Source organism: Mesorhizobium sp. LMG 17147 (assembly GCF_024297145.1).
In the GTDB taxonomy this organism is placed as follows: Bacteria; Pseudomonadota; Alphaproteobacteria; order Rhizobiales; family Rhizobiaceae; genus Mesorhizobium.
The window spans coordinates 1-17,833 of record NZ_JANCTC010000008.1 but is presented as its reverse complement, the minus strand read 5'-3'; the positions used below and the strand labels follow the sequence as shown (position 1 = coordinate 17,833).

The following is a 17,833-nucleotide window of genomic DNA, read 5'->3' as shown; positions in this document are numbered from 1 at the left end:
CAGGGGGATCGGGTTTGGCAAGGTGGAGGTGGCACAAGCTCCCTTCTCCCCTTGTGGAAGAAGGTGTCGCCGAAGGCGACGGATGAGGGGTGTTCCAGGGAACGCCAGCCTCTCACTCCGCTGGAACACCCCTCATCCGTCTCGGCGCTGCGCGCCGATCCACCTTCTCTCACAAGGGGAGAAGGGAAGGCGCGCCAAGGCTATGCCAACGCCTCGCTGTGGCTGATCTCGACGCTATACTCGGCGGCAGCGTCAAGCATCGTGTGCCACAGGCTTTCGGCGAAGGTGGCGAACACCAGAAGATTGAACACCGCCTGCCCATCCGGCCGGTCACTGCCGCGCCAGAGATTGATGCTGGTGTGATCGACCGCGGTCGCGGCAGCGGTGCCGGCCGGGAACGCCGCCGGGTGCAGGTCTAGCGACGACAATTTCGCCAACATCGAGCGCGCCTTGCCTCCCGAGACGCTGATCAGGGCGCGCGCATGCGACTGATCGGAAAGCGAGGCGGACTGCGAGAACGCCTGGCTCAGCTTCTCCATCGCGTGAATGCCGCCCTTCGACAAGACGAGGAACTGATCCGGTCCCGACCAGATCAGCGTGGCGTCGGGAACTCGGACCGCGTTGGGCGCATTCGGGGCGGTAACGCCGAAGCGGGTTTCGGCAGCCTTCGCCAGTTCTGCCGCCTTGCCGCGCCGCGCCATCACCTGGATCAGGTCGAAATTGCGGATCTCGGTGAGCGATACGCCGGCCGTCGTGCCGCGCGCGCCATAGCCGCCGACAACAAGCGCTTTCTCCAGCGGACTGCGGGCAATCCAGGAAAACTCAGCCACGCTGGCGCCCTCCATCCGGATCGTAGAAGACGGGACTGCACAGCTCGACATCGTAATCTTCGCCGCGCAGCGGATCGTGCGCATGGACGATCTCGCCGATGCGCTCGCGGCCGCGCTCGACCAGCCCAAGCCCGATCCACTGGTCGAGCACCGGCGAAAAGCAGACCGAGGTGACATAGCCCTGGTCATTGTCGGGACCGGGCGTCTCGCCCTTCGGGATGATATGCGCGCCGGAACGCAGGCGGCGCGTCTTGTCGACCGGCTTGATGCCGACGACGACCTGACGGTCCGGCGCGACCAGCGCCTCGCGCCCGGCCATGACGCGGCCGATGAAGTCTTTCTTGGTCGACATCATCTTGCCGAGGCCGAGGTCGGCGGCGGTCGTCGTGCCGTTCAGCTCCGGTCCGGCGACATGGCCCTTTTCGATGCGCATGACGCCGAGCGCCTCGGTGCCGTAGGGCGTAACCCCGAATGGCTTGCCGGCCAGCATCAAATTGCGCACCAGCGCGTCGCCATAGCGCGCGGGAACCGAAATCTCGAACGCCATTTCGCCGGAGAAGGAGATGCGGAACAGCCGCGCTCTGATGCCACCGTGCAGCGCGACTTCCCGCGCCCCCATGAACGGAAAACCTTCGTTCGACAAATCCTCGGATTCATCAACGACCTGTTTCAGCAACTCCCGCGCGCTCGGCCCGGCGATCGAGAATTGCGCCCACTGGTCGGAAACCGAGGTCAACTGCACGTCGAATTCCGGGAACAGCACCTGCCGGCAGAATTCGAGATGCTGCATCACCAGCCCGGCCTTGGCGGTGGTGGTGGTTAGGAAATAATGGTCCTCGGCGAGCCGCGACGTCGTGCCGTCGTCATAGACGATGCCGTCCTCGCGTAGCATCAGCCCGTAGCGGGCTTTTCCGACGGCAAGATTGGAGAAAGTGTTGATGTAGACGCGGTCGAGGAAGGCGCCGGCATCCGGGCCGTGCACGTCGATCTTGCCGAGCGTCGAGACGTCGCAGAAGCCGACGCCGGAGCGCACCGCCTTGACCTCGCGCGTCACCGATTCCAGCCAGTCCTTTTCGCCGGCGCGCGGATACCATTGCGCCCGCTTCCACAGGCCGGTGTCGACGAACACCGCGCCCTGTTCGGCTGCCCAGTGATGCGACGGCGTCAGTCGTGTCGCGTGGAAGTTTTCGTCGCGATGATGGCCGGCGAAGGCGCCGATGGCGACCGGCACATAGGGCGGGCGGTAGATCGTCGTGCCGGTCTCGGGAATGGACTTGCCTGACAACGCAGCCATGATGGCGAGGCCGGCGACATTCGAGGTCTTGCCCTGGTCGGTGGCCATGCCGAGCGTCGTGTAGCGCTTGAGATGCTCGACCGATTCAAAACCTTCGCGCTGCGCCAGTTCGATGTCGGACGCGGTGACATCGTGCTGGTAGTCGACAAAGGCCTTGCCCTTGCCGGCGACGTGCCAGAGCGGGGTCAGCGAAAAGGCTTCTTCGTCGGCGGTCGGCGATGTGCCGGCATTGCCGCTTCGTCCGGCGCTCTGCGCTGCCGCAGCACCCGCGGCAAATCCCTGGCGCAGGCAGTCGCCTAGGCCGAAGGCGCCGTTGGCGGCGCCGACGGCCACCATGCCGGGCGGCGCACCATCCGGCACGAAGGCTGCGATATCGTCCTGCCATTTCGGCCGGCCGCGATGATAGGAAGTCAGCCCGACCGCCGGATTCCAGCCGCCCGAGACAGCTAGCCCGTCGGCCTCGACCTCGGCGCGCGCCCCACCGGTGAGCGATACCGCGATTTTCCGGACCCCGTCCTTGCCGCCTTCGACCCCGCTGACCGACCCGTTGAGCACGGCAAAGCCGGCTTTGGCGGCAAGCGCGCGACGTTCGGCGGACACGTCCGGGCGCGCATCGATCACCGCTGCGATCTGCAATCCGGCGCCAAGCGCGGTCTCGACCGTACGCCAGCCATCCTCATTATTGGTGAACAGCGCGATCCTCTTTGCAGGGGTAACCGCGTAGCGCGCGACATAGGTCCGCATCGCCGAAGCCATCATCACGCCGGGCGTGTCGTTGCCGGCAAAGACAATCGGCCGCTCGATGGCGCCGGCGGCGACCACGCAGCGCTTGGCCACGATCCGCCACAGCCGCTGGCGCACCTGGTGCTCGGGCGGCGAGAGCAGGTGGTCGTTGACCCGCTCGAGGGCGCCATATGTGCCGCCATCATAGACGCCGAACAATGTCGTGCGGGTCATGATGCGGACATCGGGCAGTGCGGCGAGTTCGGCCAGCGTGCGCGTAATCCATTCGGCCGCCGGCGCGCCGTCGATCATGCCGCCGTCGGCAAGCAGGCGGCCGCCAAGCGCGAAATCTTCCTCGCACAGGATGACGCGGGCGCCGCCGCGCCCGGCCGCCAGTGCCGCAGCCAGCCCGGCCGGGCCGGACCCGGCGATCAGCACGTCGCAATGCGCCCACGCCTTGTCGTAATGGTCGGGATCGGCGACGCCTGCAGCGCGACCGAGGCCGGCGGCGCGGCGGATCGCCGGCTCGTAGACCGCTTCCCAGAATCTCGCCGGCCACATGAAGGTCTTGTAGTAAAAGCCGGCGACGAAGATCGGCGCAAACAGCTGGTTGACCGCCATCAGATCATGGCGCAGCGACGGCCAGCGGTTCTGGCTGGCCGCTTCCAGACCGTCATAAAGCTCGGCCGTGGTCGCCTTGGTGTTGGGCTCGCGTCGCGCTCCGCTGCGCAGTTCGACCAGCGCGTTGGGCTCCTCCGAACCAGCGGTCAGGATGCCGCGTGGGCGATGGTATTTGAACGAGCGGCCGACCAGCTTGACGCCATTGGCGATCAGCGCCGAGGCCAGCGTGTCGCCTTGGAAGCCGGCAAAGCTCTTGCCGTCGAAGCGGAAGCCCAGTGGCGCGGCGCGATCGATGAGACCGCCTGATACGAGACGATAGGGCTGGCTGGAGGTCACGATCGCCCGCCTTCCGTCGCTGTGGCCTGATGAGCGCTGACCTGGACAGAATTCATCTTGCAGCCTGCTTCGCACCAACGCCGGCCGCCGGCTCGACGGAGGAAATCTCATGCGTAAGCGTGTTGCGGGCGACCTTCAGCCAGGCCCGGCAGCCGCCGCCATGGTACCAGTATTCGCTCATCGGCCCGGCGACATTGTCACGCATGTAGACATAGTCGAACACCTCGTCTTCGGAGGCGCCGGCTGCCGGGCGCGCCGACTTGGCGTCGCCGAGATAGGTGAACTCGCCGAGTTCGCGTTCGCCGCAGAAGGGACAGACAATGCGCATGCTTCTTCAGCCAGCCTTCAATGCAGGTTCGGTTGGGCGCCCTGGCCCTTTTCGTCGATCATGGCACCTCGCCGAAAGCGGTCGAGGCGGAAGCGGGCAGCCTCCTTGTGCGGCTCGTCGCGCGCCAGCAGATGGGCAAAAACCAGGCCGGAGCCGGGCGTCGCCTTGAATCCGCCATAGCACCAGCCGGCGTTGAGATAGAGCCCGTCGACCGGTGTCTTGTCGATGATCGGCGAGCCATCCATCGACATGTCCATGATGCCGCCCCACTGACGCAGAAGCCGTATCCGGCCGATCATCGGCATCAGCGCCATGCCGCCTTCGCAGACATCTTCCATGACAGGCAGATTGCCGCGCTGGGCGTAGGAATTGTAGCCGTCTATATCGCCGCCGAAGACCAGCCCGCCCTTGTCGGACTGGCTGACGTAGAAATGGCCGGCGCCGAAGGTCATGACATTGGGGATCAGCGGCTTGATCGCCTCGGAGACGAAGGCCTGCAGCACATGGCTTTCGATCGGCAGCCGCATGCCGGCCATCGCCGCGACGCGCGACGAGGAGCCGGCGACCGCCATGCCGACCTTGGCGGCACCGATCCTGCCGCGCGATGTCTCGACGCCGGTCACCTTGCCGCTGCCGTCGCGAACAAAGCCGGTCACCTCGCAATTCTGGATGATGTCGACGCCGAGCGCGCTCGCCGCATGCGCATAGCCCCAGACCACGGCGTCGTGCCGTGCCGTGCCGCCGCGTCGCTGCAAAAGCCCGCCCTGCACCGGAAAGCGCGCATTGTCGAAGTTCAGGAACGGCATCATCTTCCTGACCGCGGCGAGGTCGAGCAGTTCGGCATCGATGCCGTTGATGCGCATGGTGTTGCCGCGCCGCGCATAGGCGTCGCGCTGCGCGTCGGAGTGGTAGAGGTTGATGACGCCGCGCTGGCTGACCATGGTGTTGTAATTGAGGTCCTGCTCCATGCGCTCCCAGAGCTTCATCGAAAGCTCGTAGAAGCCTGTATTGCCGGGCAGCCCGTAGTTGGAGCGGATGATGGTGGTGTTGCGGCCGGCATTGCCGGAGCCGATCCAGCCTTTTTCCAGCACGGCGACATTTCTGATGCCGTATTCGCTGGCGAGGAACCATGCCGTCGCCAGGCCATGGCCGCCGCCGCCGATGACCACCACGTCGTAGTGGCTCTTCGGGGTGGCGTCGCGCCAGGCGCGCTGCCAGTTCTTATGGCCGGAAAATGCCGCCCGGGCGAGGGAGAAGATCGAGTATTTCATGAACCTGTTTCGCGCCGGGCGTGCAACAATCCGGATCAGATGTCGAGCGTGTGGTCGCGCTCCCACTGGGTGAAGTGGGAAGCATAGGAATTCCATTCCTGCTGCTTGAGCTTTAGATAGGCCGACGAGAATTCCTCACCCAGCGCCGCCTTGAGCGATTTGTCGTTGTCGAACTCGCGCAACGCGTCGAGCAGGTTGAGCGGCAGCTTCGGCGCGCCCTCCACCGTATGGCCGAACTGGTACATGTCGATATCGTAGCGCCTGCCGGGGTCGGCCTTCGAGCGGACACCGTCAAGGCCGGCGGCGATGATGACGGCCTGCAGCAGATAGGGGTTTGCCGCGCCGTCGGGCAGGCGCAGCTCGAACCGGCCTGGCCCAGGCACGCGCACCATGTGGGTGCGGTTGTTGCCGGTCCAGGTCACGGTGTTCGGCGCCCAGGTGGCGCCGGAGATGGTGCGCGGTGCGTTGATGCGCTTGTAGGAATTGACCGTCGGGTTGGTGATCGCGGCAAGGGCGGAAGCATGTTTCATGATGCCGCCGAGGAAATTCCGGCCCTTTGCCGACAGGCCGAGCTCCATCGCATTGTCGGCAAAGACATTTGTCTTGCCGTCTTTGTCCCACACCGAGATATGCGCATGGCAGCCATTGCCGGTCAGGCCCTGGAAGGGTTTAGGCATGAAGGTTGCGCGCAGGCCGTGCTTTTCGGCGACCGATTTCACCATGAATTTGAAGAAGGAATGCTTGTCGGCGGTCGCCAGCGCATCGTCGAAGGCCCAGTTCATCTCGAACTGGCCGTTGGCGTCCTCGTGGTCGTTCTGGTAGGCGCCCCAGCCGAGCGCCAGCATGTGGTCGCAGATCTCGGCGATCACGTCGTAGCGGCGCATCACCGCCTGCTGGTCGTAGCAGGGCTTCGACGCCGTATCATATTCGTCGGAAATCGTCTTGCCATCCGGCGAGATCAGGAAGAATTCGGCCTCGACGCCGGTCTTGATGTGCATGCCGTCGCCAGCGGCCTCAGCGATCAACCGCTTCAGCGTGTTGCGCGGCGCCTGCTCGACCGATTTGTCATCCATGATGCAGTTGGCGGCGACCCAGGCGACCTCCGGCTTCCAAGGCAACTGGATCACCGAGGCCGGATCCGGCACCGCCAGCATGTCGGGATGCGCCGGCGTCAGGTCGAGCCAGGTGGCAAAGCCGGCAAAGCCGGCACCGTCCCGCTGCATGTCGGCGATCGCCTGCGCCGGCACCAGCTTGGCGCGTTGCCCACCGAACAGGTCGGTGTAGGATATCATGAAATATTTGACGCCCTTTTCCTTGGCGAAGGCGGCGAGATCGTTCCCCATTATAGTTCCTCGCTTACTGGCATTTGGTTTGTTTTAGAAGCCGTTCTTGCCCGGTATCCAATTGGTGCCGGCCAGCGGCACGCCGGCCATGGCTGCGGCTTCGATCGTCAAGGCCACAAGATCCTCGGGCTCGAGATTGTGCAGGCTATTCTTGCCGCAGGCGCGGGCGATTGTCTGAGCCTCAAGTGTCATCACCTTAAGATAATTCGCCAGCCGTCGTCCGGCCGCAATCGGATCGACCCGTTTCATTAGCTCGGGATCCTGCGTGGTGATGCCGGCCGGGTCGCGTCCCTCATGCCAGTCGTCATAGGCGCCGGCGGTGGTGCCGAGCTCGTTGTATTCCGCCTCCCAGCGCGGATCATTGTCACCGAGCGCGACAAGCGCTGCCGTGCCGATCGACACCGCGTCGACGCCGAGCGCCAGCGCCTTGGCGACGTCGGCGCCGTTGCGTATGCCGCCCGAGACGATCAGCTGCACCTTGCGGTGCATGCCGAGGTCCTGCAGCGCCTGCACCGCCGGCCTGATGCAGGCAAGCGTCGGCTGGCCGACGTTCTCGATGAACACTTCCTGGGTTGCCGCGGTGCCGCCCTGCATGCCGTCGACGACGACGACGTCGGCGCCGGCCTTTACCGCAAGGGCTGTGTCGTAATAGGGCCGGGCGCCGCCGACCTTGACGTAGATCGGCTTTTCCCAGTCGGTGATTTCGCGGAGTTCCAGGATCTTGATCTCGAGATCGTCCGGCCCGGTCCAGTCGGGGTGGCGCGAGGCCGAGCGCTGGTCGATGCCTTTCGGCAGCGTGCGCATTTCGGCGACGCGGTCGGAGATCTTCTGGCCGAGCAGCATGCCGCCGCCGCCTGGCTTGGCGCCCTGGCCGACGACAACCTCGATCGCGTCGGCACGGCGCAGATCGCGCGGGTTCATGCCGTAGCGCGACGGCAAATACTGGTAGACCAGCGTCTTCGAATGGCCGCGCTCCTCCTCGGTCATGCCGCCGTCGCCGGTCGTCGTCGAGGTGCCGGACAGCGTCGCGCCGCGGCCGAGCGCTTCCTTCGCCGGCCCGGACAGCGAGCCGAAGCTCATGCCGGCAATGGTGATCGGGATTTTCAATTCGATCGGTTTTTTTGCATAGCGCGAGCCGAGCACGACGCTGGTGTCGCAGCGCTCGCGATAGCCTTCGAGCGGATAGCGCGAGATCGAAGCACCGAGGAACAGAAGGTCGTCGAAATGCGGCAGCTTGCGCTTGGCGCCGGCGCCGCGGATGTCATAGATGCCGGTGGCCGCGGCGCGGCGGATCTCGGAAAGCGTGTAGTCGTCGAAGGTCGCGGATTTGCGCGGCGTCGTCGGCGGGTTGCGATAGGTCATTGAGCCTCAATACGCGTCGGCGTTGTCAATATTGAAATTGTAGAGGGTACGAGCCGAGCCATAACGCTTGAACTCCGCCGCCTTGACGCCGGTCACGCCGGCGCGGTCGAGTAAGCCTTGCAGCAATTCGAGATGCTCGGGCCGCATCTCCTTGGCGATGCAGTCGGCGCCGAGGCTTTCGACCTTGCCGCGCACGAAAAGCCGCGCCTCGTAGATGGAATCGCCGAGCGCATCGCCGGCATCGCCCAGCACCACCAGATTGCCGGACTGCGCCATGAAGGCCGACATGTGGCCGATATTGCCATGGACGACGATGTCGATGCCTTTCATCGAAATGCCGCAACGCGATGACGCGTTGCCTTGGATGACCAGCAGCCCGCCGCGGCCGGTGGCGCCGGCATACTGGCTGGCATCGCCTTTGACGACGATCTGGCCGGACATCATGTTTTCGCCGACGCCGGGCCCGGCCGAGCCATGCACGGTGATGGTGCCGCCGTCGTTCATGCCGCCGCAATAATAGCCGACGCTGCCGCGCACATCGATGGCGACCGGTTGGTCGACGCCGACGGCGACCGAATGGCTGCCTCGCGGGTGGAGCACCTCCCAGGCGGTCTCGTTCGAACCGGGCGCCAGATCGTGCAGCGCCTGGTTGAGCTCGCGCAGCGACATTTCGGCCAGGTCGAAGACCCGCGATGCCTGGCCCGGCTCACGCGCCGCCTTGGAAAGGTTGATTGCCGGCATCAGCTCAATGCTCCCAGAAATAGACAGTTGCGGGCTCGGGTTCCCAGACTTTCGCATTGTCTATCCCGGGCAGTTTGGTGAGCGCACGATATTCCGAGCCGAAGGCGACATACTGGTCGGTTTCGGCCATCACGGCGGGTTTGCAGGCGATGGGGTCGCGCACCACGCCGAAGCCGTTCTTGGTGCCGACGACGAAGGTGAAAAAGCCGTCGAGATCGCTCAGCGTGCCTTCCAGCGCCTCGCCGAGGTTCTTGCCATGCGCCATCTGCGAGGAGAGATAGGCGGCAGCGACCTCGGTGTCGTTCTCGGTCTCGAACGTCATGCCTTCACGGATCAGTTCGCGGCGGACATTGTTGTGGTTGGATAGCGAGCCATTATGCACCAGGCACTGGTCGGCGCCGGTCGAGAACGGATGCGCGCCCATCGTCGTCACCGCCGATTCGGTCGCCATGCGGGTATGGCCGATGCCGTGCGTGCCGGTCATCTCGCGGACGCCGAAACGGTCGACGACTGCTTCCGGCAAGCCGACTTCCTTGTAGATTTCGACGACGTCGCCGGCACCCATGATGCGGACGTCGGGGCGCAGCGTCTGGACCGCCTCGCGCGCTTCGTCGATCTTGGCAGGCATCGTCCGGACCACGGCATGCGTCGACTTCGCAGCAATGCTCACCGGCGCGCCGATTGCCTTGGCGAGTTCGGCGTCGAGGCCGCGGAAATCGCGCTCCGGCTTGGCCGACTGGATGGTGATCTTGGCTTCACTGGAGGGCGCGCCATAGATGGCGATGCCGGCGCTGTCGGGACCGCGATCGCTGAGCGAGATCAGCATCTCCGACAGCATCGCGCCAAGCTGGGGCTCGAGCGACTTGTCCTTCAAAAACAGTCCGACGATTCCGCACATGTCAGGCTCCGCGAGTTTGTTCCTCCGAGATGTATCGAATGAGTCCCGGGAATTCAATTGGTATGAAAAAAATTTTCCTGTCGTTATATATCGGTTGAGGCGCCGTCGGCCGCACTATCGCTACGCTGGCCGCCATTGTGAACCCATTTGGCATAGCGGATGCGGGCGATCTTGTAGGCATCCAGGATCGACAGGGCATAGATCAGGACGCCGCCGGCATGGCGGCCGATGAAGCTGGCATCGGGCGGCGCGATCTTGGCGGTGACCCAGGCCAGGACCACCATGAAGAACAGGAATTGCAGGCCGCGCACCGGCACGCCGAGCACGACATGCCCGCTCGCCGGCAAGACGATCGCAGCGCCGAGAACCAGATAGGGGCTCGGTGGTGCGGGGGAGGTGCTGATCTGGCTGGTCATGCCGCCTGCCGTTCACTTTGATTGATGGCATCGCGCAGCGCCGAAGCCGACGACAGCAGCCGCTCGATCAGCCCCGGATCGAGCCTGACCGTGCCGAATTCGGCTTGCCGGAATACGCCGTAGCGCGCCCGCTCGGCCTCGGCCAGCAGCCAGACGATGCGCACGCCGTTCGGTGTGATCAGCAGTTCCTTGGCGCGCTCCTCGGCAAAGACATCGAGGTGATCGGCGATGACGGCTTCGGGGAAGCGCACGCCCTTGCGGTCGCTCCGCAGCACCGCCTCGGCTGGAAATCCGGCGGCCTTCGGCAGTGTATGGACGAGATGATCGAAATTGGAAAAAGTCGTCGGCGATCCCGGCCGCATCATCATGTCGAAAGTGCCTGGTATCACGACCTTTTCGGTGATCGAAACGCTCAGCCAGCGCGCCGGCAGCTTCCTTATCGCCAGCGTGTCGACGATGGTCCGCACCTGCACCCGCCGGCCGTTCCACGAGCCGGCGAAGGTGACGACGCCGGTGGTGCCGTCCGAGACGTTGGCCGCGTCGGGGATGACGGCGCGGACGTCGGCTTCGTCGGCGGCAAGCCCGGTCGAAGCCTTGGCGCGGCTGGCCCGCGCAAGCCAGGTTATGTGGAGGACGAGAGCCAGGGCAACCGCCCCGGCGAGCAATGCTGAGATCACCTAACGCACCTCGTCACGCAAATGCCTGCCCAGACCGGGCGCGCCGTCAGTACCCCTGTGGTTTCGGCCACGGCATGGTGAACTGGGCACCACGGCGTACGAATTTGTAGCGGTAGAAGTGGAACCACAGCGAGATCAGGAAGTAGAAGGCGACCATGGCGATCAGCTGCGAACCAAAGCCGAGGAAGATCGCAAAGAAGGTCACCACGCAAAGGCAGAACAAGACGATCGCCGGCAGCGGATGGAACGGATGGGTGTAGCCGCGGCGGATCGAGCCGAGCGGCCACTTCTTCCTGAACATGATGATGTTGATGCTCATGAAGGTGTATTGCAGCACGCCCGACAGGATCGAGAAGGTGATCGCCTGGTTGAGGTCGGCGATGAAGGCAAAGGCGAGCGCGATCGGCAGCAGGAACAGGATCGAGCGGTAGGGTGTGCGGTATTTCGGATGCACCGCCGAGAACCAGGTCGGCAGATAGCGGTCGCGGCCGAGCGAGAACCAGGCGCGCGCGGCATCGTTGATGCAGCCATTGGCGGAAGCAAGTGCGGCAAGCAGCGTCGCGATGAACAACAGATTCTCCAGCAGCGCACTGCCGGTCAGTTTGCCTGCGTCCCACAGCGGATAATAGGTGATGCCGAGATATTCCCAAGGCATCAGCGAGGCGCAGACATACCAGGTCATCGCGGCCGCGATCAGAAGCGTGATCATGCCGGCCATCGTGCCGTAAGGCAGCGAGCGCGCCGGCGAGCGTACTTCCTCGGCGGCCTGCGTGGTGCCCTCGATGCCGAGATAGTACCAGATGCCGAACTGGAAGGCGGCGATGACGCCGATCCAGCCATAGGGCAGGGCGTTGCCGGGGGTGACCAGTTCGTTCAGCTTCAGCACGGCGCCTTGCGTCCACGGGCTGACTGAGAGGAACAGGATGACGATCGACACATAGGCGATGGCGGTGATGACGAAATTGACGTTGAGCGTCATCAGCACGCCGCGATAGTTCAGCCATGCCAGCACGACGATTGTCGCGGCGATGAAGGAATTGTGGTTGAGGCCCTCGACGCCGGCCTTGGCGACAATGGTGTCGCCGAGCAGGATAGCGTCCGACACTTCGAGCATGGTATAGGCAAAGACCAGGAAAAGCGCGACGTTGAAGGCCATCAGCGGCCCGACAATGTGCTTGGCCTGGGCATATTGGCCGCCGGCGGCGGCAACCGTCGAGGTGACTTCGGAATCGATCATCGCGACCGACGTGTAGAGCAGTCCGACGATCCAGCAGACGATCAGCGCCGCCAGCGCGCCGCCCTTGTCCGCCGCGAAATTCCAGCCGGTGAATTCGCCGACCAGAACGATGCCGACACCGAGCGCCCAGACATGGGCGGGGCCGAGCACCCTGAGCAGTGAAACCCTGTCGCCTTGCACTTGCACCGCTGGTTCAGCCGCGATCGTCATCGTTCAATCCCCCACTCAGATCCGGTGTTTTTCGGACACGGCTTCAAGCTCGCCTTCCCTGGACGAGGTCAGCATCTCTTCGGAATAGGTCGTGTCGATCTTGAACCAGTCGTAGAGCATCCACAGCGCGAGCACGATCGAGATGCCCCAGCATGCGTAAGAGAGTGCCACCCACATGACGATGCTTCCCTGATTTATTTGTCGTCGAATTTTTCGTTGATGACGTCGCGGTATTCGCGGTCCGATGCGCGGAACAGAAAAATGAAATAGCCGATCAGCACCGCAGCCATGATGATCAGCGTCGGCCAGTCGATGATGTAGTGGAACCGGTTCTGGATGATGTCGTGCGCGGTTTCCGGCGTGTAACCGAGCTTTTCCCAGATCGAGGCCATGGTCGGGTTCTGGCCGAGCGCCTCCCACGTCTTGGCGTCGAGCGCGTCGATGGATTTTGCCGCCCCTGCCAGGCCTAGTTTCAGCGGCAGCCACAGCGCGACGAAAATCGCGACCACGACGACGGCGATATCGAAAACCTGTCCGGCCTTGCTCTGTTCGGGCGGTGTATAGCGGGCCATGCGTCTCCCCCTCAGGACTTGCGGTTGCGGTAGGCGTCGGCATTCTTGATGTCGAGGCCGTAAATGAAGTCCTTGTCTTCCTTGTAGTGGTTGACCATCGCCAGGATCGCGGCCGTGTTGAAGATCAGCACGGCGGCCGCGGCGACCGCGACCACGAGCTTGATGCCGGCATCGGGGATGTATGGCCATGTCATGAACAGGACGAAAAGGATCGTCGCCCATAGGCAGACGATCAGGAGCACCGATCCACGAAGGTCGGAACGGTACAGGGCTTCAATGCGCTGCTGCATGTCGGACATCGGTTCCCCTCCATCGCTCTCTTTCAAGAGAGTGAAATTTTTTTCATAAAATCCGGCCGAATTCTGGAATTGTCAAGACGATTTTACGCGACGTTAACCGTTTGTTCGGGCTCGCCGGATTTGCCTGACAATGAAATTATTTGCTTACGGGTATTGCAGGCTCCCGGCGTTTGCGATCAATATTCAAGGCAACGCTCCCGCCTGTGTGCAGGGAGCAGGGGAAAGCAAACGTTTTTCGAAACGGAGGACAGCGGATGACGGCATCCTGGAGATTTTCGACGCTTGCGGACCGCCATCGCGCGCTCGGCTCGAAGCTCGAGGACTGGAGCGGCATGGGCACCGCCTGGACCTACGACAAGGACGCCGACGAAGAGTATATCGCCATCCGCACCAAGGCCGGCCTGATGGATGTGTCGGGCCTAAAGAAGATCCACATCACCGGGCCGCACGCCTCTCACCTGATCGACCTGGCGACGACGCGCGACGTCGAAAAGATCTATCCCGGCAAGTCGGCCTATGCCTGCATGCTCAACGAGGCCGGCAAGTTCACCGACGACTGCATCCTCTACCGCACCGGCCCGAATTCCTGGATGGTCGTGCATGGCTCGGGCACCGGCCATGAAGAGCTGCAGCGCGCTTCCGTCGGTCGCGACGTGTCGCTGCGCTTCGACGACAATCTGCACGACCTTTCGCTGCAGGGGCCGCTAGCCGTGGATTATCTGGCAAAGCATGTGCCCGGCATTCGCGACCTCAACTATTTCCACCACATGCAGACGCAGTTGTTCGGCTTTCCGGTGATGATCTCGCGCACCGGCTACACCGGCGAGCGCGGCTACGAGATCTTCTGCCGTGGCCAGGACGCCGGAACGATCTGGGACAGGATCCTCGACGAGGGCAAGAGCGCCGGCATCATCCCGTGCCGCTTCACCACGCTCGACATGCTGCGCGTCGAGAGCTACCTGCTGTTTTATCCCTACGACAATTCGCAGAAATATCCGTTTGAGAACGAAGGCCCGGGCGACACGCTGTGGGAGCTTGGTCTCGACTTCACTGTCAGCCCGGGCAAGACGGGCTTTCGCGGTGCCGAGGAGCACTACCGCCTGAAGGGCAAGGAGCGCTTCAAGATATTCGGTGTGCTGCTCGAAGGCAGGGAGCCGGCCGACGAGGGCGCACCGGTCTATCGCGACGGCAAGAAGGTCGGCGTGGTGACCTGCGCCATGTATTCGCCGCTGGTCAGGAAATCGATGGGCATCGCCCGGCTCGACGTCGACTGCGCGGTCCAGGGCACCAGGCTCGAGATCCGCAACAAGAGGGGCGCCATCAGCGCAACCGCCGAGCCGCTTCCGTTCGACGATCCGAAGAAGACCAAGCGCACGGCGAAAGGCTGAGGCATACTGCGGGTATGGCAGCGAAAAGCATCATCAGCCGCCCGGTCTATGGGACCCTGTCTCCGCAGCCCGGCAAGCACCATCTTTTCGTAGCGGACGCAGAGGGAGCGCTGGCGATTGCCGATCTGGCCGCCAAGGCACCGACGGATTTCTTCGGCGGCGCCCACATCATCTTCATTCCCGGCCGCGACGGTAAATATGCCGAGGCGCTCGAAGCACTGAAGCCGGCGCAGCTCTACCTCGGCCATTCCTTCGCCAGTGCCCTGCCGCGGCTGAAGCAGACGCTGGCCAACGCCCATATGGGCCTCAGGCTCTACCTTGCCGGCACCGAAGGGCTGATCGGCCAGGCCATGCAGGCGGCGCTCGAAGCCGGCATCGACCACACCTCGATCCAGACCGAGCATAGCGGCTCGCTGGCGCGCCGCATGCAGTGCGTCCATTGCAAGGGCATCACCGAGAACGTCACGACGCAGCCGGCAACCTGTTCGCATTGCGGCCTGCTGCTTCTGGTGCGCGACCACTATTCGCGGCGCCTCGCCGCCTTCCAGGGCGTCTGCATCAACGCCGAGGACCGCAGCGAAATTCCTCCGATCGAGGAGGTCTTTCGATGAGCACCGGCACCACCAAACTCGATGTCGTCGTCAGCGATGTCGTCCCGGTCAACGAGCTGGTGACGCGCTTTCATTTCCGCAGGCGCGACGGCCAGCTTTTGCCGACCTTTTCCGGCGGCGCCCATGTCGTCGTCGAGATGCGCGATGGCGAACGCACCAGGCTCAATCCCTATTCGCTGATGGGCTCGCCGCTCGACACCCGCGAATACACCATCTCGGTGCGCCGCGACGACGCCGGCCGCGGCGGCTCGCTGTTCATGCACAGGCAGGTCAGGCCGGGCACGGAGATGGTGGTGAGCTACCCCGTCAATCTGTTCTCGCTCGATCTTCGGGCCAGGAAGCATCTGATGCTGGCCGGTGGCATCGGCATCACCCCGTTTATGGCGCAGACCGCGCAGCTGGCGGCGCAAGGCGGCAATTTCGAATTGCATTACACCTGCCGCACCGCCTCGCTCGGCACCTATGCGGACCTGCTGAGAGAGCGCTACGACCGCCGGGTCAGGCTCTATCACGACGACCGCGACGAGCGCGTCGATCTCGACCGGCTGTTGTCGTCGCAGCCGCTCGGCACGCATCTCTATGTCTGCGGGCCGTCCGGCATGATCGGCTGGGTGCGCGACCGCGCCGCTGCCCTCGGCTGGCCGCCAGAGACCGTGCATTTCGAGCATTTCGCCGCACCCCAGCCGGGCGCGCCGTTCGACGTGACGCTGGCGCTCAGCGGCAAGACGATCCGTGTCGACGAGCAGCAGAGCCTGCTCGAGGCGATCGAGGCGGCCGGCGTCGATCCGCCCTATCTGTGCCGCGGCGGCGTCTGCGGCCAATGCGAGACCAACGTGATTTCGCATGACGGCAAATTCATCCACAACGACCACTGGCTGAGCGAGGAAGACCACCGTTCGGGCTGCAAGATCATGCCTTGCGTCTCGCGCTTTGAGGGCAGGTCGCTGGTGCTGGAAAGATAGGAGGCGAGCTTGGGCATCACCTTTCGCAAGGAAACGTTCCGTGACGACTTCACCTTCAGGAACAGCCCCGAGCACATCAGGCGGTTCCCGTTCCCGTTCCATGAAGACAGCTACATGTATGCGGTCAACATCGAGCCGCATGTCGTCGGGCCGAAGGGCAGCGTGCTGGAGAATTTGATCGACGTCGACGAGCACTATGTCGCCGAGATGCAGGACCGCGCTTTGGTGCTGGCCGAAGATCCGCTGCGCTGCCAGTCGCTGCCGCACATGACGCTGGCCGGCTGGGACCTGCTCGAACTCCTGATGGAGCAGCAGGCGCTGGGCTATCCCGAGCATTTCACGCTGATCCGCGACGGCGACCGCTGGCGCTGGATCAACCGGCCGCTCGGCATCGACGACAGCTTCACCTTCGGCGACGTCTCGACGCTGCCCTATGGGCCGATGGAATATATCACCCGCCAGAGCCAGGGCGATTTCTGCATTCTCGACCAGCGCGACGGCAATCTGTGGATGGATGCCGGCATGGTCACCACCCAGGCCGACTGGTCGCTCGATTTCGACATCGGCATGAACTTCTTCGAATGGCACGCGCCGGTGCCGCTGGCGCACGAGAAGGGGATCTTCGTCCGGGCGCTGAAATTCCTCACCAACATCCAGCAGGGTAAGCCGGCGCGCCGGCTGAACTGGACGATGACCATCAATCCGCGCCTCGACACCAGCCCGGAAAATTACCACAAATGGGGTCCGGACCGCGCCACGGTGACGCCGGAAAACGTTGGCGAAAAAGTGCATCTGCGCGTCGAACTGCAGAGTTTCTGGCGGCTGCCGCGCTCGAATGCGATCGTCTTTCCGATCCGCTGTTACCTGATCAAGATGGACGAACTGGTGACGCAGCCGAAATGGGCACGCCGCCTGCACCGCGTCATCCGCGACCTGCCCGACGAACTCGCCAATTACAAGGGCCTGACGCGTTATCGGCCGACCTTGGTCGAATGGCTGTCGAAATTGGATGATGGCAGCCCTACAAGCCCAGGCTTTGGGCCGGATTGAGTTTTTTCCTGCTGATGTTGGCGCTGCCCATTCAAGCTGCCAATCTCCCCCGAAGAGGGGGAGATGCCCGGCAGGGCAGAGGGGGGCGCCGTGGAGCGCCGGCCTTGCCGTTATGTCAGCCCATCGCTTGGGCGAGACTCACGGTGCGCCAGCCAGACCAGCCACAATCACGATATGCTGGCAGACATTGTCGATATCGCGGACAACGTCATCATTCCAGAAGCGAAGGCTGGTCCAGCCCAGCGCTTCGAGCCTTGCGGTTCTTGCAGCGTCTAATTCCGACGCTTCGGCCTCCGCGTGCTGGGAACCGTCGAGCTCGACGATCAGCTTTTTGTTCGGGCATGCAAAGTCGACGATATAGCCGGCGATAGGCATCTGGCGCCGAAACCCCAGTCCCATCAGCCTGTGCGCCCTGATCTCGTTCCAGAGCTTCGGTTCGGCATCGGTCATCACCTTGCGCATCCTTCGCGCATTGCGGCGATTGTTGGCGGGTACTGGATTATGCGTCATCGCGGTTCGCCCCCCTCTGTCCTGCCGGACATCTCCCCCTCAAGGGCAGGGGAATCGCATATGGCGATTTTGGGGTTGAGTTTAGGCTGAGAAAGGATTCTTTGGAGAGGCAGTTGAGCGAAGGAGCGACTGCCATTTCCTGCCTTGAGAGCTA

Annotated in this window: 19 protein-coding genes; 4 read left to right on the top strand and 15 right to left on the bottom strand. The window is 63.7% G+C overall.

Annotation, left to right across the window (positions count from 1 at the left end; all coding sequences use genetic code 11):
- Nucleotides 1-200: 200 nt before the first annotated feature.
- From NMG46_RS16450 to NMG46_RS16385, 14 genes are all read right to left on the bottom strand, one after another.
- Entirely contained in the window at nt 201-830 is a 630-nt protein-coding gene (locus NMG46_RS16450; RefSeq protein WP_254818695.1) for a sarcosine oxidase subunit gamma family protein, read from the bottom strand.
- A complete protein-coding gene (locus NMG46_RS16445; RefSeq protein ID WP_254818694.1) occupies nt 823-3,804 on the bottom strand; it encodes a sarcosine oxidase subunit alpha in 2,982 nt (993 codons plus the stop codon). The genes NMG46_RS16450 and NMG46_RS16445 overlap by 8 nt, the downstream gene beginning before the upstream one ends.
- 52 nt (nt 3,805-3,856) lie before the next feature.
- Nucleotides 3,857-4,132 carry a sarcosine oxidase subunit delta gene (locus tag NMG46_RS16440; RefSeq protein ID WP_254818693.1) on the bottom strand — a complete coding sequence of 92 codons (276 nt, stop codon included), beginning with the start codon at nt 4,130-4,132 and terminating at the stop codon, nt 3,857-3,859.
- Nucleotides 4,133-4,149: 17 nt separating this feature from the next.
- Complete coding sequence (locus NMG46_RS16435; protein ID WP_254818692.1) at nt 4,150-5,403, bottom strand: sarcosine oxidase subunit beta family protein; 1,254 nt, start codon at nt 5,401-5,403, stop codon at nt 4,150-4,152.
- 35 nt (nt 5,404-5,438) lie between these two features.
- Nucleotides 5,439-6,746 carry a type III glutamate--ammonia ligase gene (gene glnT / locus NMG46_RS16430; protein ID WP_023673983.1) on the bottom strand — a complete coding sequence of 436 codons (1,308 nt, stop codon included), beginning with the start codon at nt 6,744-6,746 and terminating at the stop codon, nt 5,439-5,441.
- Nucleotides 6,747-6,779: 33 nt separating this feature from the next.
- The gene (locus NMG46_RS16425) at nt 6,780-8,108 is read right to left on the bottom strand and encodes an FMN-binding glutamate synthase family protein (RefSeq protein ID WP_254818691.1); all 1,329 of its coding nucleotides are present in this window, start codon (nt 8,106-8,108) and stop codon (nt 6,780-6,782) included.
- A 6-nt stretch (nt 8,109-8,114) separates the two neighbouring features.
- Nucleotides 8,115-8,849: a GXGXG domain-containing protein gene (locus NMG46_RS16420; protein WP_254818690.1), complete on the bottom strand. Its 735-nt coding sequence runs from the start codon at nt 8,847-8,849 to the stop codon at nt 8,115-8,117.
- Nucleotides 8,850-8,853: 4 nt separating this feature from the next.
- The gene (locus NMG46_RS16415; RefSeq protein ID WP_254818689.1) at nt 8,854-9,747 is read right to left on the bottom strand and encodes a glutamine amidotransferase family protein; all 894 of its coding nucleotides are present in this window, start codon (nt 9,745-9,747) and stop codon (nt 8,854-8,856) included.
- Between the two features lie 83 nt (nt 9,748-9,830).
- Entirely contained in the window at nt 9,831-10,163 is a 333-nt protein-coding gene (locus tag NMG46_RS16410) for a hypothetical protein (RefSeq protein WP_254818688.1), read from the bottom strand.
- Nucleotides 10,160-10,840, bottom strand: coding sequence for a hypothetical protein (locus NMG46_RS16405; RefSeq protein ID WP_254818687.1), 681 nt, complete (start codon nt 10,838-10,840; stop codon nt 10,160-10,162). Before NMG46_RS16405 ends, NMG46_RS16410 begins: the two co-directional genes overlap by 4 nt.
- A 46-nt stretch (nt 10,841-10,886) precedes the next feature.
- Nucleotides 10,887-12,287 carry an APC family permease gene (locus NMG46_RS16400; protein ID WP_254818686.1) on the bottom strand — a complete coding sequence of 467 codons (1,401 nt, stop codon included), beginning with the start codon at nt 12,285-12,287 and terminating at the stop codon, nt 10,887-10,889.
- Nucleotides 12,288-12,302: 15 nt separating this feature from the next.
- The gene (locus NMG46_RS16395) at nt 12,303-12,464 is read right to left on the bottom strand and encodes a hypothetical protein (RefSeq protein ID WP_023673991.1); all 162 of its coding nucleotides are present in this window, start codon (nt 12,462-12,464) and stop codon (nt 12,303-12,305) included.
- Between the two features lie 17 nt (nt 12,465-12,481).
- Complete coding sequence (locus NMG46_RS16390; RefSeq protein ID WP_023716770.1) at nt 12,482-12,859, bottom strand: hypothetical protein; 378 nt, start codon at nt 12,857-12,859, stop codon at nt 12,482-12,484.
- Nucleotides 12,860-12,870: 11 nt separating this feature from the next.
- On the bottom strand, nt 12,871-13,158 hold the full coding sequence (locus tag NMG46_RS16385) for a hypothetical protein (RefSeq protein ID WP_023716771.1): 288 nt from the start codon (nt 13,156-13,158) through the stop codon (nt 12,871-12,873).
- 254 nt (nt 13,159-13,412) lie between these two features.
- On the opposite strand from NMG46_RS16385, the gene NMG46_RS16380 reads away from it, so the two are divergent.
- Genes NMG46_RS16380 through NMG46_RS16365 form a run of 4 tightly spaced genes read left to right on the top strand, consistent with a single transcriptional unit; the run spans nt 13,413 to nt 17,169 of the window.
- A complete protein-coding gene (locus NMG46_RS16380) occupies nt 13,413-14,546 on the top strand; it encodes an aminomethyltransferase family protein (protein ID WP_254818685.1) in 1,134 nt (377 codons plus the stop codon).
- 14 nt (nt 14,547-14,560) lie between these two features.
- Nucleotides 14,561-15,157: a dimethylamine monooxygenase subunit DmmA family protein gene (locus NMG46_RS16375; protein WP_254818684.1), complete on the top strand. Its 597-nt coding sequence runs from the start codon at nt 14,561-14,563 to the stop codon at nt 15,155-15,157.
- Complete coding sequence (locus tag NMG46_RS16370) at nt 15,154-16,119, top strand: PDR/VanB family oxidoreductase (protein WP_254818683.1); 966 nt, start codon at nt 15,154-15,156, stop codon at nt 16,117-16,119. The genes NMG46_RS16375 and NMG46_RS16370 overlap by 4 nt, the downstream gene beginning before the upstream one ends.
- 9 nt (nt 16,120-16,128) lie before the next feature.
- Nucleotides 16,129-17,169 (top strand): DUF3445 domain-containing protein, encoded by a 1,041-nt coding sequence (locus NMG46_RS16365; protein ID WP_254818682.1) that lies wholly within the window; start codon nt 16,129-16,131, stop codon nt 17,167-17,169.
- A gap of 138 nt (nt 17,170-17,307) precedes the next feature.
- Here the strand turns inward: NMG46_RS16365 and NMG46_RS16360 are convergent, their stop codons facing one another.
- Nucleotides 17,308-17,679, bottom strand: a complete 372-nt coding sequence (locus NMG46_RS16360) for an endonuclease domain-containing protein (RefSeq protein ID WP_254818681.1) — start codon at nt 17,677-17,679, stop codon at nt 17,308-17,310.
- Between the last annotated feature and the right edge of the window lie 154 nt (nt 17,680-17,833).

Excerpts from the sequence above, each read along its gene's own strand:
- NMG46_RS16435 (WP_254818692.1), bottom strand. The coding sequence starts at position 5,403 with ATGAAATACTCGATCTTCTCCCTCGCCCGGGCGGCATTTTCCGGCCAT.
- NMG46_RS16400 (WP_254818686.1), bottom strand. The coding sequence starts at position 12,287 with ATGACGATCGCGGCTGAACCAGCGGTGCAAGTGCAAGGCGACAGGGTT.
- NMG46_RS16420 (WP_254818690.1), bottom strand. The coding sequence starts at position 8,849 with ATGCCGGCAATCAACCTTTCCAAGGCGGCGCGTGAGCCGGGCCAGGCA.
- glnT (WP_023673983.1), bottom strand. The coding sequence starts at position 6,746 with ATGGGGAACGATCTCGCCGCCTTCGCCAAGGAAAAGGGCGTCAAATAT.
- NMG46_RS16395 (WP_023673991.1), bottom strand. The coding sequence starts at position 12,464 with ATGTGGGTGGCACTCTCTTACGCATGCTGGGGCATCTCGATCGTGCTC.
- NMG46_RS16440 (WP_254818693.1), bottom strand. The coding sequence starts at position 4,132 with ATGCGCATTGTCTGTCCCTTCTGCGGCGAACGCGAACTCGGCGAGTTC.
- NMG46_RS16370 (WP_254818683.1), top strand. The coding sequence starts at position 15,154 with ATGAGCACCGGCACCACCAAACTCGATGTCGTCGTCAGCGATGTCGTC.
- NMG46_RS16380 (WP_254818685.1), top strand. The coding sequence starts at position 13,413 with ATGACGGCATCCTGGAGATTTTCGACGCTTGCGGACCGCCATCGCGCG.
- NMG46_RS16360 (WP_254818681.1), bottom strand. The coding sequence starts at position 17,679 with ATGACGCATAATCCAGTACCCGCCAACAATCGCCGCAATGCGCGAAGG.
- NMG46_RS16390 (WP_023716770.1), bottom strand. The coding sequence starts at position 12,859 with ATGGCCCGCTATACACCGCCCGAACAGAGCAAGGCCGGACAGGTTTTC.
- NMG46_RS16385 (WP_023716771.1), bottom strand. The coding sequence starts at position 13,158 with ATGTCCGACATGCAGCAGCGCATTGAAGCCCTGTACCGTTCCGACCTT.
- NMG46_RS16410 (WP_254818688.1), bottom strand. The coding sequence starts at position 10,163 with ATGACCAGCCAGATCAGCACCTCCCCCGCACCACCGAGCCCCTATCTG.
- NMG46_RS16425 (WP_254818691.1), bottom strand. The coding sequence starts at position 8,108 with ATGACCTATCGCAACCCGCCGACGACGCCGCGCAAATCCGCGACCTTC.
- NMG46_RS16415 (WP_254818689.1), bottom strand. The coding sequence starts at position 9,747 with ATGTGCGGAATCGTCGGACTGTTTTTGAAGGACAAGTCGCTCGAGCCC.
- NMG46_RS16375 (WP_254818684.1), top strand. The coding sequence starts at position 14,561 with ATGGCAGCGAAAAGCATCATCAGCCGCCCGGTCTATGGGACCCTGTCT.